Annotated in this window: 23 protein-coding genes, 2 pseudogenes and 1 riboswitch; of the genes and pseudogenes, 16 read left to right on the top strand and 9 right to left on the bottom strand. The window is 38.4% G+C overall.

All coding sequences use genetic code 11. The annotated features are described in order from the left end of the window. Positions 1-306 precede the first annotated feature (306 nt). Positions 307-411: riboswitch (purine riboswitch) on the top strand. A gap of 239 nt (positions 412-650) precedes the next feature. Continuing rightward, entirely contained in the window at positions 651-1,469 is an 819-nt protein-coding gene (locus KC820_RS12305; RefSeq protein ID WP_236782669.1) for a 5'-methylthioadenosine/S-adenosylhomocysteine nucleosidase, read from the top strand. A 289-nt stretch (positions 1,470-1,758) separates the two neighbouring features. Continuing rightward, entirely contained in the window at positions 1,759-2,007 is a 249-nt protein-coding gene (locus KC820_RS12300; RefSeq protein ID WP_212371426.1) for a hypothetical protein, read from the top strand. 522 nt (positions 2,008-2,529) lie between these two features. On the opposite strand, the pseudogene KC820_RS12295 reads toward KC820_RS12300, so the two are convergent. Next, positions 2,530-3,055 (bottom strand): annotated as a pseudogene (locus KC820_RS12295) (IS256 family transposase); the annotation flags it as partial. 5 nt (positions 3,056-3,060) lie between these two features. Between KC820_RS12295 and KC820_RS13690 the strand changes: the two are divergent. The 5 genes and pseudogenes from KC820_RS13690 to KC820_RS12265 form a co-directional block, all read left to right on the top strand. Beyond that, positions 3,061-3,354, top strand: a pseudogene (locus KC820_RS13690) (IS66 family transposase); the annotation flags it as partial. Positions 3,355-3,549: 195 nt separating this feature from the next. Then, positions 3,550-4,575: a Delta(5) desaturase DesA gene (gene desA / locus KC820_RS12280; protein WP_212371420.1), complete on the top strand. Its 1,026-nt coding sequence runs from the start codon at positions 3,550-3,552 to the stop codon at positions 4,573-4,575. Between the two features lie 97 nt (positions 4,576-4,672). Further along, positions 4,673-5,806, top strand: coding sequence for a sensor histidine kinase (locus KC820_RS12275; protein ID WP_212371418.1), 1,134 nt, complete (start codon positions 4,673-4,675; stop codon positions 5,804-5,806). 1 nt (position 5,807) lies between these two features. Continuing rightward, positions 5,808-6,404: a response regulator transcription factor gene (locus tag KC820_RS12270; RefSeq protein WP_212371411.1), complete on the top strand. Its 597-nt coding sequence runs from the start codon at positions 5,808-5,810 to the stop codon at positions 6,402-6,404. 97 nt (positions 6,405-6,501) lie between these two features. After that, complete coding sequence (locus tag KC820_RS12265) at positions 6,502-7,326, top strand: aldo/keto reductase (RefSeq protein WP_212371409.1); 825 nt, start codon at positions 6,502-6,504, stop codon at positions 7,324-7,326. 292 nt (positions 7,327-7,618) lie between these two features. Here KC820_RS12265 and KC820_RS12260 read toward each other — a convergent pair whose 3' ends face one another. The 3 genes from KC820_RS12260 to KC820_RS12250 are packed head-to-tail and all read right to left on the bottom strand — an operon-like array spanning position 7,619 to position 9,361. Next, positions 7,619-8,752, bottom strand: a complete 1,134-nt coding sequence (locus KC820_RS12260; protein WP_236782668.1) for a PQQ-dependent sugar dehydrogenase — start codon at positions 8,750-8,752, stop codon at positions 7,619-7,621. A gap of 32 nt (positions 8,753-8,784) precedes the next feature. Next, positions 8,785-8,949: a hypothetical protein gene (locus KC820_RS12255; protein WP_212371405.1), complete on the bottom strand. Its 165-nt coding sequence runs from the start codon at positions 8,947-8,949 to the stop codon at positions 8,785-8,787. Between the two features lie 19 nt (positions 8,950-8,968). Then, the gene (locus tag KC820_RS12250; RefSeq protein ID WP_212371403.1) at positions 8,969-9,361 is read right to left on the bottom strand and encodes a hypothetical protein; all 393 of its coding nucleotides are present in this window, start codon (positions 9,359-9,361) and stop codon (positions 8,969-8,971) included. A gap of 258 nt (positions 9,362-9,619) precedes the next feature. Here KC820_RS12250 and KC820_RS12245 point away from each other — a divergent pair, with 258 nt between their 5' ends. The 3 genes from KC820_RS12245 (at position 9,620) to KC820_RS12235 (ending at position 13,008) form a co-directional block, all read left to right on the top strand. Continuing rightward, complete coding sequence (locus tag KC820_RS12245; protein ID WP_212371401.1) at positions 9,620-11,710, top strand: MMPL family transporter; 2,091 nt, start codon at positions 9,620-9,622, stop codon at positions 11,708-11,710. 181 nt (positions 11,711-11,891) lie between these two features. After that, entirely contained in the window at positions 11,892-12,593 is a 702-nt protein-coding gene (locus tag KC820_RS12240) for a CAP domain-containing protein (protein ID WP_212371399.1), read from the top strand. A gap of 52 nt (positions 12,594-12,645) precedes the next feature. Continuing rightward, positions 12,646-13,008 (top strand): hypothetical protein, encoded by a 363-nt coding sequence (locus KC820_RS12235; protein WP_212371397.1) that lies wholly within the window; start codon positions 12,646-12,648, stop codon positions 13,006-13,008. A gap of 13 nt (positions 13,009-13,021) precedes the next feature. On the opposite strand, the gene KC820_RS12230 is transcribed toward KC820_RS12235, so the two are convergent. Further along, positions 13,022-13,543: a D-glycero-alpha-D-manno-heptose-1,7-bisphosphate 7-phosphatase gene (locus tag KC820_RS12230; RefSeq protein WP_212371395.1), complete on the bottom strand. Its 522-nt coding sequence runs from the start codon at positions 13,541-13,543 to the stop codon at positions 13,022-13,024. Between the two features lie 80 nt (positions 13,544-13,623). Between KC820_RS12230 and KC820_RS12225 the strand changes: the two genes are divergently transcribed. Beyond that, positions 13,624-14,118, top strand: a complete 495-nt coding sequence (locus KC820_RS12225; RefSeq protein WP_212371393.1) for an NUDIX hydrolase — start codon at positions 13,624-13,626, stop codon at positions 14,116-14,118. 82 nt (positions 14,119-14,200) lie between these two features. Here KC820_RS12225 and KC820_RS12220 read toward each other — a convergent pair whose 3' ends face one another. Beyond that, a complete protein-coding gene (locus KC820_RS12220) occupies positions 14,201-14,542 on the bottom strand; it encodes a YflT domain-containing protein (protein WP_212371391.1) in 342 nt (113 codons plus the stop codon). Between the two features lie 72 nt (positions 14,543-14,614). Further along, on the bottom strand, positions 14,615-16,183 hold the full coding sequence (locus KC820_RS12215) for an FAD-dependent oxidoreductase (RefSeq protein ID WP_212371389.1): 1,569 nt from the start codon (positions 16,181-16,183) through the stop codon (positions 14,615-14,617). 281 nt (positions 16,184-16,464) lie between these two features. Between KC820_RS12215 and KC820_RS12210 the strand changes: the two genes are divergently transcribed. Together KC820_RS12210 and KC820_RS12205 are read left to right on the top strand one after the other, a co-directional pair. Then, entirely contained in the window at positions 16,465-18,141 is a 1,677-nt protein-coding gene (locus KC820_RS12210; RefSeq protein ID WP_212371387.1) for a sensor domain-containing diguanylate cyclase, read from the top strand. A 44-nt stretch (positions 18,142-18,185) separates the two neighbouring features. After that, entirely contained in the window at positions 18,186-18,443 is a 258-nt protein-coding gene (locus KC820_RS12205) for a hypothetical protein (protein WP_212371385.1), read from the top strand. 265 nt (positions 18,444-18,708) lie between these two features. On the opposite strand, the gene KC820_RS12200 is transcribed toward KC820_RS12205, so the two are convergent. Beyond that, entirely contained in the window at positions 18,709-19,563 is an 855-nt protein-coding gene (locus tag KC820_RS12200; protein ID WP_212371383.1) for an MBL fold metallo-hydrolase, read from the bottom strand. A 159-nt stretch (positions 19,564-19,722) separates the two neighbouring features. Next, entirely contained in the window at positions 19,723-21,240 is a 1,518-nt protein-coding gene (locus tag KC820_RS12195) for a potassium/proton antiporter (RefSeq protein ID WP_212371382.1), read from the bottom strand. A 277-nt stretch (positions 21,241-21,517) separates the two neighbouring features. On the opposite strand from KC820_RS12195, the gene KC820_RS12190 reads away from it, so the two are divergent. From KC820_RS12190 to KC820_RS12180, 3 genes are all read left to right on the top strand, one after another. Continuing rightward, on the top strand, positions 21,518-22,495 hold the full coding sequence (locus tag KC820_RS12190; protein ID WP_212371380.1) for an ABC transporter ATP-binding protein: 978 nt from the start codon (positions 21,518-21,520) through the stop codon (positions 22,493-22,495). Continuing rightward, on the top strand, positions 22,473-23,246 hold the full coding sequence (locus tag KC820_RS12185; protein ID WP_212371378.1) for an ABC transporter permease: 774 nt from the start codon (positions 22,473-22,475) through the stop codon (positions 23,244-23,246). The genes KC820_RS12190 and KC820_RS12185 overlap by 23 nt, the downstream gene beginning before the upstream one ends. A gap of 76 nt (positions 23,247-23,322) precedes the next feature. Then, positions 23,323-23,805 carry a nucleoside deaminase gene (locus KC820_RS12180; RefSeq protein WP_212371376.1) on the top strand — a complete coding sequence of 161 codons (483 nt, stop codon included), beginning with the start codon at positions 23,323-23,325 and terminating at the stop codon, positions 23,803-23,805. Positions 23,806-24,231 lie beyond the last annotated feature (426 nt).

The raw sequence follows: 24,231 nt of genomic DNA, 5'->3' as shown, positions 1-24,231 counted from the left end.
CCGCCGTATACGGAACCGTACGTACGGTGGTGTGAGAGGTCGGAGGTTAACTACCTCCTCCTACTCGATTTTGGTTTGCGACAAATGTAAAAGAGGAGATATTTAGGTCTATTTTATGGTATTTAAAAAAAGAAATTATTATTAAATGCGAACATTTTATTATTTAATACTATTATTGTTCGCGTTAAATAATTGCCTTAGAGATAGAGAAGACAGGTATTTCTTATATATAATTTCTACCGACGAAAATCCTTTTTGAAAATAAACCATTGAATTATGCAAAGATGTTTGGTATATTAACCGTGTTGATAACAAATAAATATTACTCGTATATACTCGGTAATATGGTCTGAGTGTCTCTACCTGGTTCCCGTTATAAAGAACCGGACTACGAGTTGAAGTGTATAATGTTCGGTTTTTAGTCCGTTCAGTGTTTTTATGGTGTTAATTTATATACTTTAACTTGCGGTCTGGAAGGTAGAGTTCATCTACTTTTTCCAGACCTTTTTGTTTCGAACCAGAAGACTTGTTAATCAACGAACAAACATTAAGGGGGAAACAAAATGAGTATTTTAAATGCACAGAAACAAAGTAAAAGTCGTTGGAAGTCCACTTTATGGGCGGCTATCTCTCTATTTTTTGTAACTGTAATGGTGGGTTGTAATACCACTGCAAATTCAGAAGAAACGACATCTGATGACGAACAAAGACCTATTTTAATCGAAGGGCCAATGCCGATAGAAGCAAAAGCATTTGCGGATCGATTAGAGAATGTTGAGCAAGAAACATCTGGTATTTATGATTTTTATATTGGCACAGTAGATGATTATCCTGTCATCGTTGTTAAAACGAGCAAAGGAATGGAAAATGCAGCAGCGGCTACTGCGGTGGCAATCGAGCGGTACAATCCAACTGCAATCATTAGTCAAGGAACTTCTGGTGGGCATGATCCAAATTTAAATGTGTTTGATATTGTGCTAGGAAAGAGAACGGTCAATATCGGAGCGCTTAAAACAGGGGATAAAACCGAAAATGAAGGAATTGAACCAACAGAATGGATTCCTATGGATTTAATGGCATCTGAAGGAAGTGCGGGTGAAGATCCAGATGCAGAGAACATTCGATACTATGAAGCAGATGAAGATTTACTAGCAGCTGCGAATGCAGTGAAGGATAAACATACAAAGGGGAAAGTTGTTGAAGGAACAATCGGTTCTGCGGACGTATGGAATAATGAAGTGGATCGAATTAAATGGTTTCATGAAACATTCGGTACTTCTGTAGAAGAAATGGAAACTGCTTCTGCAGCACAAATTGCCAAAGCGTATGAAGTTCCATTTTTAGGTGTGCGAATTTTATCCAATAATAAAACGAACGATGGTGAATACAATCCGGACACAGCAACAGCTAATCAAGAGTACGTATATGAAGTCGTTAAAGAATATATAGCGACGTATCTTTCTAAGTAGTGTATCGATTTATCACTATATGGAGCTTTCAAATATAGGTTACAATCTAATTAAACGAATATGAAGTGCGATTTTAAAAATGAATCGCACTTTTTTATTCAATAATTAAAATTATAAGGAAATAATCAACTAGTTTTAGGAAAATTATTCCTAACGAAAGAATTATGATACGCTAAAACTATTACTATTTAATTTCATTAAGCATATTCGTAACAAGTCAGCTTTTCTTTGTTAGTAACGCTTTTCTTTTCTGAACAGTAAAACAGAAAATATAAAAAGGGTGTCTCGTATGAACAGATTTGGATTAACCTCAATATTAATGTTTTTAGGTAGTGTGGCTTTTTTTTATATCACCCGTGGACCTAATGCGAATACACTTTTAGCTGTATGTATTTTAGCTACACTTTCTGTTGCTGGTATAATTTTTGCTATTTTATCTAAAAAACTTCCTTATATCATAATTGGTGTTACGTTAAATTGCTTGCCGCTGGTTTTTTCTATGCTGTTATTTTTAGCATGGGCTATTAGCGAGCCTTAGTATTAGATATTAATTGAATTCACGCCGAAGGTTCATTATTTGCAAGTAATGTGAAGAGGTGGGGGGGAACTGAATTGGATCATATTGCTGAAATCATTTTTGTTATTCTTTTGACGATCGGGGCGGTTATCGCTTTCACAGGGTAGAAGCGGACCGGAACGAGCATCCTCCTGCCGCTTTCCTTTTTATTGATGCTGTGCAGCAAATTATACATTGTACTTTTTGATCTGTTTAAATTTCGTCTCGTTGAAAATGTTCCATTCGAGTATATAATGGAATTCGTCTACCTATCGCCCCTTCCTCACCTTGCTTTCGAGTTCACTGCATATCTAATACTACTCATTTTTGCTTACCGAATTTTTATTAAGAAGAAAAGCAAATAAACCTCAAATAGAATACACATTTTAAACCCGGAGCATCGATGAAATAATCTTCTTAGAACCCATTAATTATTCCTCCAGTATAATGAAATATGAAAACTAAATTATCAGACGGATAGAGGAAGGGTGGTTCAGGAACGTGGTCTTCCAGGCCTGGAAGACCGTCGAAAATACCTAGAAGCACTTCTTCACAGCCACGACGGTAGATATCGGAGAGAACTTCCTCCCAGCCGAGGGAACTTTCCTGGCCACCGACATAAAAGCCGAAAATCTCACGATAGCCGTCTTTCGTCACACCAATGACGACGTATACGACTTCGTTAGCTACATCATCCCGGCGCAATTTCAAATAGATACCGTCGAGATAAAGCACGGCATATCTTTTCTGAAAAGGACGCTCTTGCCAGGAACGGATATCCTCCATCAACACATCGGTGATGTTACTGATGGTGCCTGGGGCGTAAGCATGACCGAGAATGCGCTCGAGGAAATTTCCAATTTTGCGCGTACTCATGCCTTTATGATACATCGTGATGATTAGGTTCTCCCAGCCACCGTTCATAACGCTGATAGGGTTGGAATACTTCAGTCTGAAATGCATTTTCTCGATCGCGCGGCACCTGTATATTTTCGATACGCCCGTATTTCGTGTCCCATTGACGACCGTAACTGTCTGGGAATTGATAATAAACGCGTTGAACAATCCATCAAGCCTTTTGTCTTTGGAAGGAAGAACTGGTTGTTTAGTAATACAAAAAAAGGCGCTGACAAGTGCAATCATATATAGTGTTGTGGAACAGCCAAGGAAAACGGGTTGAATCTATTTAATTACCTCATCTATCTATTCGAGGTGCTCCCCAATATAGATCCGTCGAATCAAGACCAATTAGCTCTACACCTGCCTTGGTCGACTACACTCCCTGAGGCAAGTTGCGTTCCAAATAAATCTAAAAAAAAGCATAAATGAAGTCCCTATCTGATTACAGGTGGGGATTATTTGACGCTTACAAACTTTTAACCTGCTTATAAATCATGTTAGCAATCGTACATTACAACAAAACATATGACATTTGTCATATGAAATTCCTGACGTTCATGACTAGTCCAAAGAACAGTTTTTTTATACGATGAATGAACTGAAAACTTTTCTTTGGAGGCAGTTATGGCAAATAAAAAATTAGCTCAACTTAAAAATCATATTAAACCGTTTGAAAGCCCTGACACAAAGGCGAGTGTATGGCAACTGGTCAATACATTGCCACCGTTTTTCTTGCTTTGGTATTTAGCTTATGAAGCAATTTCAGTTTCTTTGATTTTATCCATCGCCCTATCCATCTTAGCTGGTGGATTTGTGGTAAGAGTGTTCATTATTTTTCATGATTGCTGTCACGGATCGTTTTTCAAAAACCGCAAACTGAACCATTTTGTTGGAACGATGACCGGAATTCTAACGATGTTCCCTTATGAAAAGTGGAAAAGAGAGCATTCCATCCATCACGCTACGAGCAGTAACTTAGACAAACGTGGTACAGGTGACGTTTGGATTATGACTGTTGAAGAATATAAAAAGGCATCAAAGCTAGAGAGACTTCAATATCGATTATATAGAAACCCATTTATTATGTTCGTCTTAGGACCGCTATATTTGTTTTTAGTAACGAATCGATTGAATCGAAAAGATGCAAAGAAGAAAGAACGTCGAAATACGTATTTAACTAACATTTCAATTATCGGAATTATAGCATTGCTAATTTGGGTGATTGGTTGGTCGAGTTTCTTGATTGTTCAGTTACCGATTATGTTCGTTGCTGGATCACTTGGAATTTGGTTGTTTTATGTACAGCACCAATTTGAAGATTCGTATTTCGAAGATGAAGCGGAGTGGGATTATGTGAAGGCAGCAATCGATGGAAGTTCTTATTATAAACTTCCGCGTGTTCTTCAGTGGATTACAGGGAACATCGGTTATCACCATGTTCACCATTTAAGTCCGAAAGTGCCAAACTATAATTTGGAACAAGTACATGAATCAACCCCACCTTTACAACAAGCAACAACGATTACCGTGGGGTCTAGTTTAAAGTCCATTCGATTTAGGCTGTATGATGAAAAAAGTAAAACCTTTGTCCACTTTAAAGAGATTAAAGAACGACTTCATACAGCTGATCGGCTATCTACAGAAAATTAAATATGAAACAAGAAAATCATTCAAATCATGAATGATTTTCTTTTTCGTTAAATTTGGGTGATACTATATGAAAGACATGAAGAAAGGGAATTTTGTAATGCAAAATTGGTTCAATTTATTTCCGAAAAACATTAGCTTAAGTATATATGTATGGGTGATTATGAGCTTGTTGCCCTTTTATTTCATCTTTCGGTCGAATACACAGTGGGAAATATTGCTCGGTGTAGCATTGATCTTCATCTTTTTCGGTGCTTATCGGCTATCATTCTTATCTATTGGTGGCCTTTTGTATATTTGTGTTTCTGTTATGATGTTGATTAGTGTCGGAATGTCCTTATTTTATGGATACGTGTATTTTTCATTGTTTATTGCTTTTTTTATCGGAAATGCCAAACATAAGGGCGGTTTTATATCACTTTATGTCGTCCATTTAGTCTTGACTGTTCTAGCTTCAGCTTTAAGTTATTTTACACAGCAAGAGCTGTTCTTTTCCCAATGGCCATTCTTAATTCTAACCATTCTAGGAGTTATCTTATTACCGATTAATACATACAACCGTCGAAAAAGACAGAAGCTTGAGGAACAGTTATCGGATGCGAATAAAAAAATCTCTCAGTTATTGGTTTATGAAGAGCGTCAACGGATTGCCCGTGATTTGCATGATACATTGGGTCAAAAACTTTCTCTTATTGGTTTAAAGAGCGACTTAGCAGGACGCCTAATTAATAAAGACCATCATAAGGCAAAAGGTGAAATCGACGATATTAACCAAACTGCAAGAACGGCATTGAATGAAGTGAGAGAAATGTTAGCCGGCATGAGGATTTCGAAGTTCTCCGAGGAGATCAAGCATGTGAAGCAGCTGTTGGAAGCGGCTGCTATAGAGGTGGATATTCAAGGAGATAAGAAATTAAACTATGTACCTTCTTTAGTTGAAGATGTCATCAGTATGAGTTTAAAAGAAGCGGTGACGAATATAGTGAAACATAGTCAAGCAACCCATTGCAAAATAGCTACGGCTGAGTCAGAACACGAAACCGTTTTACGGATTGAAGATAATGGTATCGGTATAGGGTCTAAAAAACATTCACCGACTGGTCATGGACTGGATGGCATGAAGGAGCGACTGGAATTTGTGAATGGACAGCTTGAAATTAAAAGCAGCGACAGTGGAACAACATTAATTGTGACTGTGCCGAATGTCATGCAACAGTTGAAGCAGGAGGGATAAAATGATTCGAATCGTGTTGGCGGAGGATCAAGGGATGCTACTTGGTGCGTTAGGCTCATTGCTCGATCTTGAAGAGGATATGGAAGTAGTCGGTAAAGCTAGAAATGGTGAAGAGGCCGTCCAATTAGTTAATGAGCTTGATCCCGACATTTGTATTATGGACATTGAAATGCCGATTAAAAACGGTTTGGATGCTGCGGAGGAAATGAAAGAAAATAAATGTGAAGTCATTATATTGACGACATTTGCACGTGCAGGATATTTTGAGAAGGCTCGACAAGCAAACGTCAGTGGATATTTATTGAAAGACAGTCCAAGTGAAGAATTGGCCAGTTCCATCCGGAAAATATTAGACGGCCGAAAGGTTTATGCGCCCGAGTTAATCGATTTGGCTTATGAGGAAGAAAACCCTTTAACAGATCGGGAAAATGAAGTTCTTCAGTTGATCGCTGAAGGGAAAAGTACGAAACAAATATCGAAGGAACTTTATTTAACGAACGGCACCGTACGTAATTACATTTCAGTTATTTTTGATAAACTGGAAGTATCAAATCGGATTGAAGCCGTATCGAAGGTGAAGGATAAAGATTGGTTGTAATGAATTCTTTGTGTCCAGTACATAAAGACTTTGCTTTGTACATAGGTTTTTTAACCTTTAAACTGGTGAAAGAGTAAGCTATTTAGGAGGGGATCATATGATTACACATCTACAAGATAATGTTACATTGAACAATGGCGTAAAGATGCCAGGTTTCGGGCTTGGTGTGTATAAAGTTGAAGATGGTGATACCGTCATTCACGCTGTTTCGTCTGCACTGAATAATGGTTATCGTCATATTGATACCGCAACCATTTATGATAATGAGAAAGGTGTCGGACAAGCAGTCAAAGAATCTGGAATTCCACGCGAAGAAATTTTCATCACATCGAAAGTGTGGAATGACGATCAAGGATATGAAAGCACGTTGAAAGCTTTCGAGGAAACGCTTGAGAAATTGGACACAAATTATTTGGACTTATACTTGATTCACTGGCCGGTCAGCGGCAAGTACAAAGATACGTATCGAGCCCTTGAAAAGCTTTATGAAGAAGGAAAAGTCCGTGCAATCGGGGTCAGCAATTTCCATGTTCATCATTTGGAGGATTTGATGAACGATTGTACGATTACACCAATGGTCGATCAAGTGGAGTTTCACCCACATTTAACACAAAACGATTTACGGAAGTTTTGTCAGGACAATAACATTCAGTTTGAAGCTTGGTCACCATTGAAAAAAGGTCGCTTATTTGAGGATCCAACATTAATGGAAATTGCTGAGACACATGGAAAGACGGTTGCTCAAGTGATGCTCCGTTGGGATATTCAGCATGGTGTTGTGACGATTCCGAAATCAATACGCGAAAAACGGATTATTGAGAACGCCGATATTTTCGACTTTGCATTAAGTGAAGAAGAAATGAAGCGGATTGATGAGATGAATAAAGATGAGCGAACAGGCTCAAATCCGGATACATTTTAACTTTTTAAGATGAAAAGACTTAAGGAAGGTCTGCTGTACTTTGTGAGAGCTCTCAACCCCGGAAGCGATCGTTTATCCCGTTGTTCCGTTCTTGATAAGCGCTCTCGATAACGGAAGGGATTGTTTATCGCGTTTTTCCGTTCTTGATAAGCGCTCTCAACCCCCTAAAGCGGCTGCTCATATCCTGTTTCCGTTGACGAGGAAAGAAATGAAGCGAATAGATTCAAAAAAAAAGCTCTAGACCCCTGTTTAAAAAGTAGTCTAGAGCTTTTTACTATAATTCTACGGAAACTTACTCAGCAATTTTCAACAGCAGGTCGTCTGATTCATCAGGATTTCCTCGTCCGTCCGTATTGTTTGTTAGTACATAAATTTCACCGTTTGCAACCAAAATGTCCCGTAATCTACCGTGATTTTCCAAAAGAACTTCTTCATTTCCTGATTCAACATCAAAACGATAAAGCGACTGTCCTGCAAGTCCGGTTACGAGCAAGTTTCCTGAGTCATCAAAGGCTGATCCGGATGGCGCCCACGTCTCCTCGCCAGAATGGATTGTTGGAGCCTTCATGTTTTTCTCCGTTTCATCTCCACGAATGACTGGCCAGCCATAATTATTTCCTGGTTCAATATGATTGATCTCATCATAAGCTGAGCTTCCGTGTTCTGAACTATATAACTCTCCGTTTTCGTTCCAGGTAAGTCCTTGAGGGTTCCGATGTCCGTATGAATAGACGAGAGATCCTTTAAATGGCTGGTCATCCGGAATGGAACCATCCAAATTCATCCGCAAAATTTTACCAGCTAAGCTATCCGTATCTTGTGACAATTGGTCATTGCCGGCATCACCTGTTGTCGCAAATAAATAGCCATTAGGACCGATAGCAAGCCGGCCGCCATCATGAATTCTGCCGCCAGGAATCTCATCAACCAATACGCCTGTTTCTTTCCATTTACGATCATCTAACTCGATTGCTACGATTCGATTGAATAATCCATCTGCTGTTTGATAGGTATGATAGATATAAGCTTTTTCCTCATCGTCAGGATCTAAAACCATTCCGAGTAAGCCTTCCTCACCTTGCCCGGAGGCGACTTCGCGCTCTAACTGTAGCGATTGCCGTTCAGCCGATTCACCGTCAAAGTGGACAATCGTTCCAGCTCTTTCGGTAATATAAAATTCCTCGCCATTTTTCACAATATCCCAAGGACTTTCAAGTTGATCGACAACGGTTTTTGGCTGATCGAGCAATTGGGTGGAGGTAGTATCATTTGATTTGTTTTCATCAATTGAGCTTCCTTGACTGTCCTGTTTATTTCCATCCAATTCATCTTCAGAAGATTGTTCATCGTTTGATTCTTTTGCCGGGGCTTGAAGAGGGGATTCACAACTAGCCAAAAGTGCTGTCATAATCAAGAGAGAAATCATCCATTTCAAAGAGGATCACTCCTTTGGTAGATTTAGTGATCTTTTTTCTGCGCCTCTAGTTGTTGTTCAAGTTCGTGGACACGCTGTTGAAGCTTCTCGGTTGGTTCTTGAATTCTTTCTGTTATACTTTTCAACATCGCAACAACGGTTAAAATGATGACAACGAAAGCAAGTCCGAACATGACATAGATAATCATTAGGGAAACCTCCTAAAAATTAATCGTTAGACAGGAAAAACGTTAGTAAGAAAAATAGGATGAAACTGAGTAATAAAATGGAACCACCGATAATATAAACGAGTAGGTTAATTGTATCTGAAATCGGAAGTGGATTTAAAAACTCCAGCCACATGCCGACTGTAAGACCGATGGAGCCGATAATTCCTGTAATTGCATGGGTGATAGCAAGTTTCGGTGCTCTTACTTCCACGACACGATAAAAAATGCCCCAAGCAAAAACAGTTAGCCACCCGGCTACAAGAATGTGGGCGTGTATGGGTTTAAGTGCGTAAGATCCTGCACCTGCCATATGAGCACCTAGCCCGGCGCCAATCGCCCCAAATAATGCTGCTAATCTTATCAGTGTGTTGCTCCAAAAGCGTTGATTCATTTTGTTCACTCCAAAATATGCTGTTTTCTTTACTATAACAATGAATAATATGAATTCATAGAAGGGTTTTGAAATTTTTTGATGTTATAAACTTTCAATATGCTTCATGCTTAAAGCAAAGTATAATAGGGAAAAGTTTTGAGAGCGTGCACTTAAGGTAAATATCGGTTTTCACAAATAAAAACTGCTCGTTTAAACGAATAAAGTGCAACACGAAACTGTATAAGTAAAACGATACCGGAGAAAAGAGGCGAGTATATGAAAGCAATGATACAAAGCGTTACAAACAAAGTGACGACTAGGAAAGGTATGTGGGTGACTCTTTCTGCTTGGCTGCTCATTTCAATTTTACTTGCACTGTTGGCACCTAGTGCGAAAGATTACGAGGTTACAAGTATTGAATCTTTACCGGAAGATGTCCAATCTGTCGTGGCACAAAATAAAATTGATAAACATTTTGGTAAAGAAGAAGATATTCCTGCCTTGCTAGTTTTTAAGGCAGAAAATAACGAAGTTGAATGGGAAGAACTGACGAATATTGTGGATGCAATTGGTAACTCCGAAGTAAAAGGGTTGAAAAGTATCCCACCTTTAAGTGAAATGCCACCACAAGCAGCAAGATCTTTTCTATCTGAAGATAAATCGACGGCTTTGATTCCGATGGCATTCGATCAATCGATGGAAAACGCAGATCTTGCCGAAGAAAAAGAAACGATTCATAAACTTGTTGCTAGTGAAACAGATATGGATTTATATGTAACGGGCCCGGCCGGAATTTCAACGGATACATTGGACTTGTTTTCCCGTGCAGATCTCGTCCTGATTTTATCTACAGTTGGGTTAATTTTAGTCCTTTTAATTATCATTTACCGTTCACCACTATTGGCACTTATTCCGTTACTTGCTGCGGGTTTCGTATATTTTGTTACGTTACAAGTGTTAGGGATTTTCGGCGCGTTCGGTTTAAATTATTCCAATCAAACGATCTCAATTATGTCAATTTTATTGTTTGCCGCTACAGTCGATTACTCCTTATTTATATTCTCCCGCTTTCGAGAAGAATTGAAGACGCATGAAAATAAGCATGAGGCCATGCAAGCAACGATGAGTGCACTCGGACTGCCTTTATTCATTTCGGGAGGGACAGTACTTGCAGCCATGCTCGTTTTGTTTTTTGCTCGATTAGGTGATTATCAAAATTTCGCACCCAGTTTTGCTACGACGATGCTGGTTATCATTATTTCTTCATTAACACTTATACCGTCATTGTTTGCATTGTTCGGCAGAAGATCCTTTTGGCCTAAGGTTCCTAATGTCGGAGATGATAACATAAAACCTAACTCTTTCTGGCATAAAATTGGTAAAGGTGTTACGAAAAAGCCAGGAATTAGTGTAGTTGCAACACTAATTGTAATGGGGATTGCTGCCAGCAACTTAATGAACTTAGAATACGATTTTAACTTGCTCAATTCGTTTCCGGATGACATGGAGTCAAAAGAAGGCTTTGAGTTAATTGAGGAAAAATTCGCAAGTGGTGACTTGGCTCCAACGACCGTTCTATTTGAAGGAGACGAAGAGACCTCTGAAGAAGGTTTGCAAAAACTAAAAGATGAATTATCAAGTATAGATAATGTACAATCAGTTGAACTACAGGGAACAACAGAAGAAAATATGGCAGCTCGATTTACATTAACTTTCACTGGGAATCCTTATGAGAAAGCAGCAATGGATCAGTTGGAAACGATGGTTGATGAAGAACAAACGTATGTAAAAGCGGCAGGTTTAAAAGGAGATTTATATTTTGCAGGTGAAACCGCAGCCCAAGTGGATGATCGAGCACTGAACCTACGTGATTTTTTCGTCATCGTTACGTTAGAAACATTGTTGATTTTAGGCATGTTGATGTTTTTGACGAAGTCATTTAAACGAGCATTTTTAATGATGGCGACAAACTTGATTTCCTTTGTGGCAGCAATTGGCGCGGGAATCTTTTTAACGGAGTTATTCTTTGATATCGGAACGATCAGTAACCGGGTGCCACTCTATGCTTTCGTTTTCTTGGTGGCATTGGGAATAGACTACAGTATTATGCTCGTTTCACGGTATTTGGAAGAGCAAGAACAACTAGATACTAGAAATTCAGTCCATACGGCAATTGCGAATACAGGTGGCGTTATTTCTTCAGCCGGCCTATTATTAGCGGCGACATTTGCTGTTCTGATGACACAACCGGTCCAGCTATTGTTCGTTTTCGGCTTTATCGTTGCCGTCGGTATTTTAATTGATACGTTTATTATTCGAGGTGTTTTACTACCTGGATTGTTAGTTCTTTTTGATAAAAAGAAATAGTAATAAAAACGCTGCATCAGTGCCATTCTGGTGCAGCGTTTTTAAGTGCTAGCGAAGCATTCGTTGGGCATATTGTAGTAGAATAGAGATAAAAGGTTTAATCGCATATGAATCTGTGAAAACTGATAATAGTTTTTAATGATGGCAAGCAACAAAGAGGAACACCAGGGGAGGAACCGAGATGAGGCTACTGCGTTTTATTGGAATGATTGCCATTCTAATTTTTATATTTTTTGTTCTTCCGATCAATGAATGGATTGCTAAGCCAAGTGGCGAATTGACGGTTTCTATTATGTGGGAAGATACAAAAGACAGTGTTCAACAAATCGATCTAAAAGAAATCGGCGACCGGATGGAATCTACGGCAAATCGTGCGAAGTTTCTTATTTCCAACCTAATGGACGACGAATCATCCGTGCAATTTCAAGAAATGCCTAAGCATGAATCGACGGAACAAGGAAAGACCAAAAAACCTCAGATTGAATTGACGGAAGCGGATATACAGGAGTTCGAATACCGAGTATTGGAGTTAGTGAATGAGGAACGCAAAGCAGAAGGATTAGAGCCACTTGAATTTTCAGTGGAAGTTAGCGAGGTAGCTCGTGCCAAATCTCATGACATGGCAGACGCTAATTATTTCGATCACCAGTCACCGAATTATGGATCGCCATTTGAAATGATGCAAACTTTCGGTGTGGATTACCGAGTGGCGGGCGAGAATATCGCCATGGGACAACGGACACCAGAAGAGGTCATGAATGGTTGGATGAATAGTGAAGGACACCGAAAAAACATTATGCATGATCAATTTACACATCTTGGCGTCGGCTATGTCGAGAAAAATGGAACAACGTATTGGACGCAAATGTTTGTCGGGCGATAATTTTTTTGAAAAAGGGGAAGATGTACTATAGAGTCACAAAGGAGGGGTTCAAGTGAATCTTATTAAACCACATGATTATATTATTTTAGGTATTTATACAGTGGTTCTTCTATGGGATTATATGACATCTGGAGATTTCGGTGAATTCTTAATTTTTGTTTTGGCTGGTGTTGCTATTTTTGCGCTGAATTATAAAAAATATAAAGGCGTATCCAATAAGGAGATAATGAATTGGCAATTGTTCAGTACCGGTTGGATTGTTGTACTTGTAGGTCTGTTAGCAATCATATTTGGCTATGACCAGGCAGCCATATTTTTCAACCATGGTCTATTGATTTTCATCATTCTATTGACGCTATTTGAAGTCTTCCTATCATCTAGAAGATTGAAAAATAATGAAGATCCTGCTCGCTAAGCAGGATCTTTTTTCATGTTTGACGAATAATCCAATCCGCAGCTTCACCGAGATCCTTGAAAGACTTGTAGGCCAAATCAGATTGATCGGAGACCATTAAGCTTTTGAGGCCTGCAGCATTTCCAGCTTCTAAATCCACTTCACGGTCGCCAATCATATAACTCGAATTTGGATCAACCTCATAAGCTTCAATCAAATCCTTAATCATCCCAGGTTTCGGTTTTCTGCATGCACAATTCGATTTAGGATGGTGAATACAAGCTTTGACCTCCGTAATTTTCCCGCCAGCTTTCTCTAGTTCATAAACCATTTTGTCATGGATATCAATCAGCTCTTGATCTGTCATATATCCTAACCCGACGCCACCTTGATTGGTGACGACAAATAATTGATAGCCTGACTCATATAACTTTTTAACGGCTTGTTTAACGGTTGGGAGAAAATAAAGATCTTTAGGCTTATTTACATACTTCACACGATCCGTAAGTACTTCATTAATGACACCATCTCGATCTAAAAACACAGCTTTGTTCATGAAATCACTCCTACCAATAGGCTCTAAACTTATGATATCCTAAAATACAACAAAGATAAAAAATTAATTTGGAGATGAAAATGAAAATAAGACAAATGGCAGTTGCTTTATTGTATAAAAACGAAAAAGTTTTATTTGTCCAACGAGAGGAACATCGAACGTTTTTACCCGGTTACCTTGTGCCAGTCGGAGGACATATTGAACCTTATGAGTTAAATGAACCGGAACATGCCTGTGTCCGAGAAATTTTTGAAGAAACAGGCATTCGCGAAGAGGAGATCGACGGATTACGATTAAAATATATTATTTATCGAATGAAAGACGAAGAGGTTCGGGTTCAGTATATGTTTGTCGGGGATGTATCAACGGACCGGAAACTCGTTAATAGTGATGACGAGGAGTTGGTCTGGTTATCGTTGAATGAGCTGCAAAATAAAAAAGTCACCTATGCGTGTTATTCAGCCGTTCGCCATTTTGAAGAGCTTGGTATTCAGGATGATGAAATTTATGTAGGCACAATGAATAGGGTGGACGGTGAACTCCATATGAGTTGGGCCATGTTACAGGACGGTTGAGGTACCATTCGGTTGGAGAGACATCGAATTATTCAGTAAAAATCCCTCGACTTATGGCAAGTCGAGGGATTTTCAATACTTATTAAAAGCCTAATACGTTTTCCACATTTTCATCTTCATCAACGATTAATAAGATTTTACCTTTATCCATTTCTTTTTCATAATTTGTTGCTTCTGTTTCAGAGAAACCAACTTCTTCTAGCTTGCTGCGAAGTTCGTCACCTTTTTTGTTGAACATATTGCCGACAGCATCAGAAAAGTCTTGTTTGATTGTGCTTGCGTCAGCATTATCTGCTACGCGGTTTGTTCTGTCGTCATCATGAGATAATACATAAACATTGTCTTTATTTACGCCGTTATCTCTAAGTTTCTGAACATCTTTTGCTAATTCTTCATCATTAGTATACTCTTTTACAAATGGCATGTTGATCACCCCTTGTTTGATTTGTCTACTAAGTGTTTACCACGTGAATATGGATTTAAACATTCCATTATGTTATTCCTTCCAATCACTCGGCTTTAAGCTATCGAACATCGTGTGATCATGTTTTTGTAAAGGCTCTTTAGCTGGTCCTTCTAATACTTCACCGGTATAAGAGAACCGTGAACCATGACATGGGCAATCCCATGACTTCTCACCATTGTTCCAATTGACCTCGCAACCGGCATGGGTACAAGTCGTATCTACAATGTGAAGTTCACCAGAAGAATCACGATAGGCACCTTTACGTCCACCTTCCATACGAAAAGTAGTTGCTTCATCATTGTTCAGCTCATCCATATTACTGTTCTTTCGGTCCATTTTACCTTTTACCAATTCCTTCGCTACATTTGCGTTTTCTTTTATAAATTGTTGGATACTCGGGTTGGCCTCGAACCGTGAAGGCTTGAATAAATCTGCATAAGGAGTAATTTCTCCAAGAACGAGATCACTTAAAAGCTTTGCAGCAACCGTACCATTGGTCATACCCCACTTCCGATAACCAGTTGCTACTAATATATTCGGATTATCTTTCGTCATGGGTCCGATATAAGGCAACTTATCCATACTTGTTAAGTCTTGTGCCGACCATCTATTCAAAATTTCATAGTCATCAAAAAGCTCATCTGCAAATCGCCTCAATGCTTTAAAATGTTCCATCATGTCTTGTCCTTGGCCTGTCTTATGATTTTCTCCACCGATAATGTACAGTTCACCGTCGTTTGTCGGTTGGTAACGAATAGATCGTTTCGGTGTGTCTGTTTTTAAATACATTCCACCTGGATATGGTTTATTAGCTTTAATACTTAGTGCATAAGAACGTTCTGGGTAAATACGTGTTGACCATAATGCTTTTCCTTCATAAAACGGAAAATGCGTACAAGCGAGTACATAGTTGGCCTTAATTTCTTTTCCATTCTTTGTCTTGACTATTACTCGCTTGTCATCTTTTTGAATATCAACTGCACTCGTACTCTCAAACAATTTTACACCGCGTTGATCGACTAAATTGATCATATGTTTTAAGTATTTTATTGGGTGAAATTGGTATTGGTTTTTCATGGATAAGGCATTTTCAATCGTCAAATCCATAGGAAGCTTGGTTGTTAATTCACCTTTAATATTCAATCGATCATAAGCTTTATATTCTGTTTCCATCTTATTTGCGTACTCACCAGTCGTTGCATATAAAAAAGCATCTTGCTGTTCAAAATCACAGTCAATTTGATTTTTCTCAATAAGCTCCTTCATATATCGAATGGCATTTTTATTCGCGTCGTAATATTTTCGGGCAGGTTCAACACCGTGCTTTCTAATGAGCTCATCATAAATCAAGCCGTGTTGGGCAGTAACTTTCGCTGTCGTATGACCTGTCGTTCCGCTGACGAGGCGACTAGCCTCGATTAAAGCTATATTCAATTTTTCTTTAGATAATATCTCTGCGGCGGTCAATCCGGTGATCCCACCACCAACAATAATGACATCTACGTCTAAATTGTGCTCTAATGTAGGATAAGAAGATAGTTCTATCGAATCGCGCCAAAAAGGGATAGCATCAGTAGGCAAGTGTGGCAGGCTAGACATCCAATTCCTCCTCAATCTTTTATTATTAACGTTTCCTAACAAATACGATCTATTCAATCCATACCACGTTACATGAAAAATAAATTATCTTTGGAAAAAATTATAATTTTTATGAAAAGAATTTGGAAATATCAATACACTTTAGTATAATGAAATATAAGGCAAAAGAATTGTTTATTATGAAAATGTTGGAATTAACGCGTAAGGGTACGAGTTGGTTCATTAGTCTTTTTTCCTAAATTTTATTTAGGTCTAAAAGTTATTGAAGGAGATTGGTGGCTATGGTCCAGACAAAGTTATTGCAGGATCTTTTCTTTGATGGAATCCAAGACGCTATGATTATCATTCGTGTAGGGGAGCAAGGAGATTACTACTATGAAATGATCAATCATAAAGCATATGAATTAACAGGCCTTTCAGAAGAGAATCTCGGTGATAAGCTTACTGAAAAAGTACCTGGAATTTCTCGCGTTTTTGTATTGGATAAATTTGATGAAATTGTTCATACAAAGCAACCATATTCATTTACAATGGGTTTTCCACAACCTAATAAGGAAACGATAGCACTTCATGTGACTTTGCAGCCAATCGAATTACAAGAGAGTAATTTTATCCTTGTCCATGCACGTCAAATGGATTATATAGAACCTGCTGAAAGTCAGTTTTGGTTGGATGATCAAAATCTAGAATTGAGTAGGCAGCGTTATCGATCGCTTTTCGAGAATAATGCAGATGCTATTTTTTCATTGGATTTAGATGGTAACTTTTTAGAGGTTAATAAAGCATTTGAAGTTCTTTCAGGGTATAAGAAGTGCGAATTAATTGGCAACTCTGCTTTTAGCTATATTGAACGAAAACTGCAGCAAATACTTAAAAAGCATTTTATCAAAACGATACGTGGGGATGCACAAGTTTTCGAACTGACCGTTCCAGTAAAGAGTACAGTGAAAAAAGAACTTCATGTGACGATGACGCCATTAGTTATTGAAGAGGGAATTGTCGGGATTTATGTCATTATGAAAGATGTCAGTGATCAACGAAAAGCTGAACGTGAATTGAGAGAAAGTGAAGAACGCTTTCGGATGATTGCTGAGAGTTCACATGACTTGATCACTTTGTTGGATCATGATGGTAATATTTTATATGCATCGCCTTCGTATGAATTTATTCTAGGCATACACCCAGATGAATATGTTGGTCAATCACTTTTGTACAATATTCATGAAGAAGACAAAAACAAAATCATCAGTGAATTCATTCGATCGATCAATGAAAACGTACCAATCACCTTGGAATTTAAGCAACGACATACGGAAAAAGGATGGCTATGGTTTGAATTGCAAGGCAAACCGATTTTTGATGTAAGTGGCGGATTTCTCCACATGGTTGTTGTGACGAGAGAAATTTCCGAACGAAAGAAATATGAAGAGAAATTGCGTACGCTCGCTTATCAAGACCCATTGACCAACTTACCGAATCGAAGGTATTTCCAAGATCGATTGTCAGAACGATTAGCAGAAGCTCGTCGACAAGATCATTCTAATTTTGCTGTCATTATGGTCGATATGGATAATTTAAAAGAATTGAACGATCAATACGGCCACGATTTTGGAGATGAAGCATTACGTGTATTCAGTCGGCGAATTTTAAATAGCTTACGGAGTGATGACCAAGTAGCTCGTCTTGGTGGTGATGAATTCATCATTCTGTTAAGCCATGTGAAATCCAAGAAAGACTGTGTCGATGTCGTCAAAAGACTACACAATAATATTCGCAAACCGATTAAAATTAAAGGCGTAACATTAACGTTGACAGCAAGCATGGGACTAACGATGCCGAAGACCCTTACATTTACGGAAGAAGAAATGATTAAACAGGCTGATAAGGCACTTTATCAAGCGAAGCAATCCGGTAAAAACACATATGAAGTTTTACTTACCGCAGATGAGGAAATATAGATATATAGATGGTATTCGTATTTCATCTGAGGAGGTAAAATAATATGGTTGTCACATTAGTTATTCTTATTGCGTTGGTTTCAATTGCTGCGTTAATTGCTACGTGGATGATCGGAAAGAAATATGAGGAACAAGAGCAAGAACGGCTGCGTGAAAATAATGCAACGTTTAGAGATGAACTGGAACGTTCTTGGGAATATGAAAAAACGGCGTTGAATAGAAATATTCCTAATCTGACATTTATTTATATTGCTTTCTTCGCGATTGTCATTTTGGCAGGTATCATTTTATATTTTACTTAACAAAATAGTAATCAAAATGTAACGTTCAGACGTTAGTTAATCTGCTAAACTATATGTGTTCCTTCCTTAGTAAAGTAAGGAATGACTTAAACATCCAAGAAGTGCAGAAATTGATAGCGTCTACTAGATACAAAGAGCTGGTTAAAGGATAGTATCCTTTGCCAGCTCTTTAATTTTTGTTGGGAGAATTAAAAATATATATGAAAAAAATTAAGCCCGATCGATTTCTTTACTTCATCGATCGGGTTTCGATTTGAATTTACGTTTATTTTTGATCGTCTTCATCGACGTAGTGGCCGTGGTCTGGGATGCCGACTTCTTTAAAATTATCCGCTAAATAATTCAAGCTTTTGTGTAATTCTTCACCTTGCATTGGATGTCCATGTCCTGTGATGGCAAGTTTTGGTTGTAGGTCTCTTAATTTTAATACAGATGTTTCTGCATCCTCCCAGTTCGGTGTCAAATAACGTGGAGGCGAGCTAATTTGCTTCTCTTGTGTAAATACGTCATATAAATTTTCCTGTTTGACAGTGACGAATGCGTCTCCGGCAATTAACGTTCTGTCTTTTTCTCTGAATAGAGAAATATGACCAGGTGTGTGCCCGGGTGTGTGAATCCAACGCCAATCTTTCATGTGTGGAATACTGCCGTCTTCTGGCAACGGTTGAACTTTATCCCCAAGATTAATTGGCTCTACAGGGAATAGAGGCGATAGTTTGGCGACCATGCCACCTTCAACTGTAGGGTCCGGTTCTGGATATTTCAACTCACCTTGCAAATATGGAAGCTCGTATTCATGTGCATAAACAGGAATTTTCCAGTAGTCAACGAGTTCTATAATGGCTCCGACATGATCAAAGTGTCCATGTGTCAAAACAATTGCGACAGGGGGCTTTGAAAAGTTTTCATTAACCGTATCAATGATTTTATTAGCTGACTTAGGCATGCCAGCGTCTACTAATACCCACTCATCATCTGACGGGTTATTTACGTAGTATAGATTCACAATTTGAATTGTTTGATACCAAAGGTCTTCGGCAATTTTTTCAAAATGTCCACTTTCTGTGGAAGTGGTTGGGATATATTTGTAATCATCGCCATAACTCATACTGTCTTTCATGCTGTTACCTCCTATAGGTGCTATTTCTATTCTATATATTTATCCGAAAATCGAAGTTATAAACAAAAAATTTCGTAACAATAAAACTTCTACATAAAAAATGCTCAGAAGTACATGTCAGCTTTTTTGCTAGAGCATGTAATCCTGAGCATTGCCAATTTATTTTGTTTTATTTTTTTTAGGAACTACACCGTTATCGTGGTGATCTTCATTTTTTTGGTTCAATATAACGCGCAAATCTTCTTTGAATTTACGTGTAACCAATATATACAAGTAATCCCCTTCTTGAATCTCTGTATCGCCGTATGGGGTGATTAAATTTCCATTACGAACAATCGCTGCAATGGAAGCTTTTTTTGGAAAATTAATATCTCGCAATTTATTACCGACGACGGCATGTGTTTCATTTGTTTGAAACTGAACCATCTCAGCATTCGCTTTGCCCAATGAAATCAATTCAATTGAATGTTCAGGCGTTACTTTCTTCGGTCCTAGTAAATCAAGCTTTTTGGCAAACAACGTTATCGTTGAGCCCTGTACGAGTGCAGAAATTAATACTGTAAAGAATACAATATTAAAAAACGTTTCTGAATGTTCTACACCTGCAACAATCGGGAAGGTCGCCAGAACGATTGGAACAGCCCCTCGTAAACCGGCCCAAGAAATAAAGATTTTCTCTTTAAACGTGTAGCCCATCTTAATCGTAGAGATAAAGACAGCGATTGGGCGTGCAACTAAAATAAGAAATACAGAGATCATGACACCAGAGAAGACGATACTGCCTTCAAAAACTTGTTCCGGGAAAGCGAGTAATCCAAGAATCATAAACATGAAAATTTGTGCAATCCAGGCAAGCCCTTCATTAAATTGGAAAATAGGATAGCGGTAAGTCAATTCAGAATTCCCAACAATTACACCAGCAACGTATACTGCTAAAAAACCACTTGCTCCGATGAGAGAAGCTGCACTATAAATCATGAATGCAAAAGCTAAGGCCAAAATCGGATATAAACCACTCGATTCCAAACTAATTTTATTAATGATAAATGATGAAAATCGTCCTAATAAAATACCGAGGATTAAACCAACACCCATTTGCCAAAAAAATGCAGGGATCATTACGAATAAACTTGAATCATTTACAATCATTTCAATGAAAATAAGTGTTAAAAAAACGGCCATCGGATCATTGGTACCCGATTCAGCTTCAAGTGTTGAAGCGATTTTCGGCTTTACATTTCGTTCTTTGAATGTAGCGAAGACAGCTGCAGCATCAGTTGAACCGACAATGGAACCGAGTAATAATGCATGAAGCCAAGGAACATCTAATAAATAGTGGGCAGCAAGACCAGCTAAAACAGATGTGATAAAGACTCCGACCGTCGCCAATGACAGTGCCGGAACAATTGCTGGACGCATGGATTTCCACTTGGTTTGGAGTCCACCCTCAAACAGAATGACCACAAGTGCTGCAACACCAATAATTTGAGCGATATCCGCATCATCAAAATAAATCCAACCAAAGCCATCGCTTCCGATCGCCATACCGACGGCAATAAATAAAACAAGGGAGGGGAGCCCCATTTGGCTGGAGAATTTTGCAGCAAGAACACCGCTAATTAAAAGAAAAGCGACTAATATAATTAATTGATCATTTCCTACTGAATCTAAAAACATTAGAATCCTCCATTAATTTTCTGTTTTTAATTTTATCATAATTATTATTGTTTTACTTATCAGGTGATTGGCCAGTTTTATATTTTTTGAAAATAATTAACAATTAGAATTTTATCTAGTATAATAATTACTATAACTTTTTTACATATTTTTAGTAACGAGGACTGTTTGGAACATTCAGACTATAGACGGAAACAATACAGTGCTGTAGTCTGTTCGCTTGTGGGGATGGGATTGCTAAACTTTAGATATAGTCATAAAAGAAGGGTGAGAGTCGATGAAAGAAGAAATTTTAATTGAAGTGAAAGGTCTCAAAAAAGGTTATAAAAAAAGAAAAACAAAAGAGTGGGTTCAAGCTGTTAACAATGTGAGTTTCACTGTGAAACGTGGAGAAATTCTCGGCTTACTCGGACCGAATGGTGCTGGCAAGACGACAACGATCAAAATGATCTGTGGACTCATCGTCCCTGATGAAGGGGAAGTCGTCATTAACGGCATCACGATGCAAAAGAATCGTCTAAAAGGATTGGAACACATTAGTGCTGTATTAGAGGGGAACCGGAATTTATATTGGCGCTTAACAGCGAGAGAAAACCTAGAATATTTCGCAGGAAACCGTGGGAAAAGTCGAAAAGAAAAGATGGGTGAAATTGAAAAGTTATTGAGTGAGTTCAAGTTAAAACAAAAGGAAAATGAACTCGTCAGTAATTTATCACGCGGTATGCAACAAAAGCTGGCATTAGCAGTCGCTTTACTGGCCGACAGTGATGTGATTTTGCTCGACGAACCGACGTTGGGTCTTGATATTGAAACAGGGTATGAAGTGCGTCAATTATTGAAGAAAATTTCAGAAGCAGGGAAGACGATCATCATTAGTACGCATGACATGCCGGTTGTACAAGATTTATGTGAGCGAACAGTAATTATTAACAACGGAAAGGTAATTGCAGATGAAAAAGTAGAGGAACTGATGAATTTGTTTGAAACAAGTGCTTACGTATTGACGTTAGGGAATGAGCTCACTGAACAGCAACAAAAGGAATTGGACGCCAAGTTTCCGATAAATGAACTGCTGGATGGGGGTAAATTAACGATAACTTTGGAACAAGATAATGATATTTATGACTTAATGGATTTATTGAAAAAAGAAAACACAATTATTGAAAAAATCGACCGAACGACCATCGACTTTGAAGAAGTATTCATGAATTTGATTCAGGAGGAGAAGAACCATGCCATTCATTCAATTAATTAAAGCAAATACACGGATGGAATTCATTGAAATGAAGCGTTATCTTCCGAATACACTCAGCATGATTGCAACTGTCTATATCATTTTTTTAGGAATGCTTTTGGGGATTAACGTCATCGGTGACCCGGCACAAGCAGAAGCTAATATCCAACATCTTATCGTGAACTATATTTTTTGGTATTTAACTTTGATGACATTATCTAATATTGGATTTACGATTACGATGGAAGCGACAAGAGGTACGTTAGAACAATTATATATGTCACCACTAGGGATGTGGAAGATCCTTTTATCACGATTGATCGGTTATATAGCGTTGCATGGAGTCATTGTCATTGGTCTATTATACTTAAGTATGGCTACCGCCAATCAGTGGCTCTATTTAAAGCCTGATATAACCCTGACCATTTTGCTGATAACGTTGGTCGGAATCGTTGGTGTCGGTTTTATGATTGCAGGTGCGAGCGTTATATTTAAACAGATTCAAGCGTTCATGCAAATACTCCAGTTTATTTTAGCTGCTCTTGCATTTGTTCCACTATCTGTCGCACCAATCTTAATATTAGCTCCATTCGTTAAAGGGGTAGACATGATCCGACATGTTATGATTCAAGGCTACTCGTGGACAGATTTTACAGCGATGGATTATACCGCGTTAATTGCCAATTCATTGCTATATTTACTAATCGGCATATTCTTCTACTTAAAATGTGAGAAAATAGCGATGTCAAGAGGATTGCTAGGGAACTATTAATTTAATTTTTGTAGTGAAGCGGCCGAGGGAATTCTCTCGGTCGCTTTTTAGATATGATCTGTGAGGGGGAGAAGAAATGATAAACATTGAAGAGCTTGATCACGAATACTTTATGAAAGAGGCTATCAAAGAGGCAGCAATTGCAGGCGAACGAGGTGATCTACCAGTCGGCGCAGTTATCGTACATAATGGAAAAATTATTTCGCGTGGAAACAATAAAATTAATACGAATAAAAACAACACCTTACACGCCGAAATGACTGCTATAAATAACAGTGCGGCTTTTTTACAAAGAAATGCTAGGGAGTGTGTGATTTATACAAGTTTGGAACCTTGTATTATGTGCTTGTCTACGATTGTAATGACGAACATACGCCATATCGTCTTTGCAGTCGAAGATAAGTATATGAATATGAAACCTTTTATTCATTCCAATGAATATATCGATAAGCGCATACATAGTTACATAGAAGGAATATTGGAAAAAGAATCATTTGCAGTTATTCAAAAATACGACGAGAGAATGGCTCGCATGGTTCGTACAGGAAATCTTCAATAGTTTTTCTGTTATGTAAGCTTTTTGATCATCGGTTGGTTTTATCAAAGTTCGAGTTTGGACTGAACGAGCGTGAAATGTCATCGAGGAGCTGTCTCGACACCCGAATGACAGCTAATGAAGCGTGTAAAGTCGTTGAGAAGCCGTCTCAACGCCCGAACGGTGGCTTATGAAGTGCGAAACGTCGTCGAGAAGCTATCTCGACACCCGAATGACAGCTTATGAAGCGTAAAAAGTCGTCGAGAAGCCGTCTCAACGCCCGAACAGTGGCTTATGAAGTGTGAAACGTCGTCGAGAAGCTGTCTCGATACCCGAATGGCAGCTTATGAAGCGTGAAAAGTCGTCGAGAAGCAGTCAAGTCCATTATTATGTGTAAATTCTCTCAAGTGATTTCAGCGGGTAAAACAGCATATTCAATTTTGACATCTG

It is taken from the genome of Allobacillus saliphilus (assembly GCF_018138385.1).
GTDB classification, from domain to species: domain Bacteria; phylum Bacillota; class Bacilli; order Bacillales; family Alkalibacillaceae; genus Allobacillus; species Allobacillus saliphilus.
Note: the sequence above shows the minus strand (reverse complement) of the source record. Positions and strands in the feature narration are given on the sequence as shown.

Excerpts from the sequence above, each read along its gene's own strand:
- KC820_RS12190 (WP_212371380.1), top strand. The coding sequence starts at position 21,518 with ATGAAAGAAGAAATTTTAATTGAAGTGAAAGGTCTCAAAAAAGGTTAT.
- KC820_RS12250 (WP_212371403.1), bottom strand. The coding sequence starts at position 9,361 with ATGAATCAACGCTTTTGGAGCAACACACTGATAAGATTAGCAGCATTA.
- KC820_RS12225 (WP_212371393.1), top strand. The coding sequence starts at position 13,624 with ATGAAAATAAGACAAATGGCAGTTGCTTTATTGTATAAAAACGAAAAA.
- KC820_RS12200 (WP_212371383.1), bottom strand. The coding sequence starts at position 19,563 with ATGAAAGACAGTATGAGTTATGGCGATGATTACAAATATATCCCAACC.
- KC820_RS12305 (WP_236782669.1), top strand. The coding sequence starts at position 651 with ATGGTGGGTTGTAATACCACTGCAAATTCAGAAGAAACGACATCTGAT.
- KC820_RS12205 (WP_212371385.1), top strand. The coding sequence starts at position 18,186 with ATGGTTGTCACATTAGTTATTCTTATTGCGTTGGTTTCAATTGCTGCG.
- KC820_RS12180 (WP_212371376.1), top strand. The coding sequence starts at position 23,323 with ATGATAAACATTGAAGAGCTTGATCACGAATACTTTATGAAAGAGGCT.
- KC820_RS12255 (WP_212371405.1), bottom strand. The coding sequence starts at position 8,949 with ATGATTATCTATGTCATGTTCGGACTTGCTTTCGTTGTCATCATTTTA.
- KC820_RS12300 (WP_212371426.1), top strand. The coding sequence starts at position 1,759 with ATGAACAGATTTGGATTAACCTCAATATTAATGTTTTTAGGTAGTGTG.
- KC820_RS12185 (WP_212371378.1), top strand. The coding sequence starts at position 22,473 with ATGCCATTCATTCAATTAATTAAAGCAAATACACGGATGGAATTCATT.
- KC820_RS12230 (WP_212371395.1), bottom strand. The coding sequence starts at position 13,543 with ATGAACAAAGCTGTGTTTTTAGATCGAGATGGTGTCATTAATGAAGTA.
- KC820_RS12210 (WP_212371387.1), top strand. The coding sequence starts at position 16,465 with ATGGTCCAGACAAAGTTATTGCAGGATCTTTTCTTTGATGGAATCCAA.
- KC820_RS12220 (WP_212371391.1), bottom strand. The coding sequence starts at position 14,542 with ATGCCATTTGTAAAAGAGTATACTAATGATGAAGAATTAGCAAAAGAT.
- KC820_RS12260 (WP_236782668.1), bottom strand. The coding sequence starts at position 8,752 with ATGATTTCTCTCTTGATTATGACAGCACTTTTGGCTAGTTGTGAATCC.
- KC820_RS12270 (WP_212371411.1), top strand. The coding sequence starts at position 5,808 with ATGATTCGAATCGTGTTGGCGGAGGATCAAGGGATGCTACTTGGTGCG.
- KC820_RS12195 (WP_212371382.1), bottom strand. The coding sequence starts at position 21,240 with ATGTTTTTAGATTCAGTAGGAAATGATCAATTAATTATATTAGTCGCT.
- KC820_RS12265 (WP_212371409.1), top strand. The coding sequence starts at position 6,502 with ATGATTACACATCTACAAGATAATGTTACATTGAACAATGGCGTAAAG.
- KC820_RS12245 (WP_212371401.1), top strand. The coding sequence starts at position 9,620 with ATGAAAGCAATGATACAAAGCGTTACAAACAAAGTGACGACTAGGAAA.
- KC820_RS12240 (WP_212371399.1), top strand. The coding sequence starts at position 11,892 with ATGAGGCTACTGCGTTTTATTGGAATGATTGCCATTCTAATTTTTATA.
- desA (WP_212371420.1), top strand. The coding sequence starts at position 3,550 with ATGGCAAATAAAAAATTAGCTCAACTTAAAAATCATATTAAACCGTTT.
- KC820_RS12215 (WP_212371389.1), bottom strand. The coding sequence starts at position 16,183 with ATGTCTAGCCTGCCACACTTGCCTACTGATGCTATCCCTTTTTGGCGC.
- KC820_RS12275 (WP_212371418.1), top strand. The coding sequence starts at position 4,673 with ATGCAAAATTGGTTCAATTTATTTCCGAAAAACATTAGCTTAAGTATA.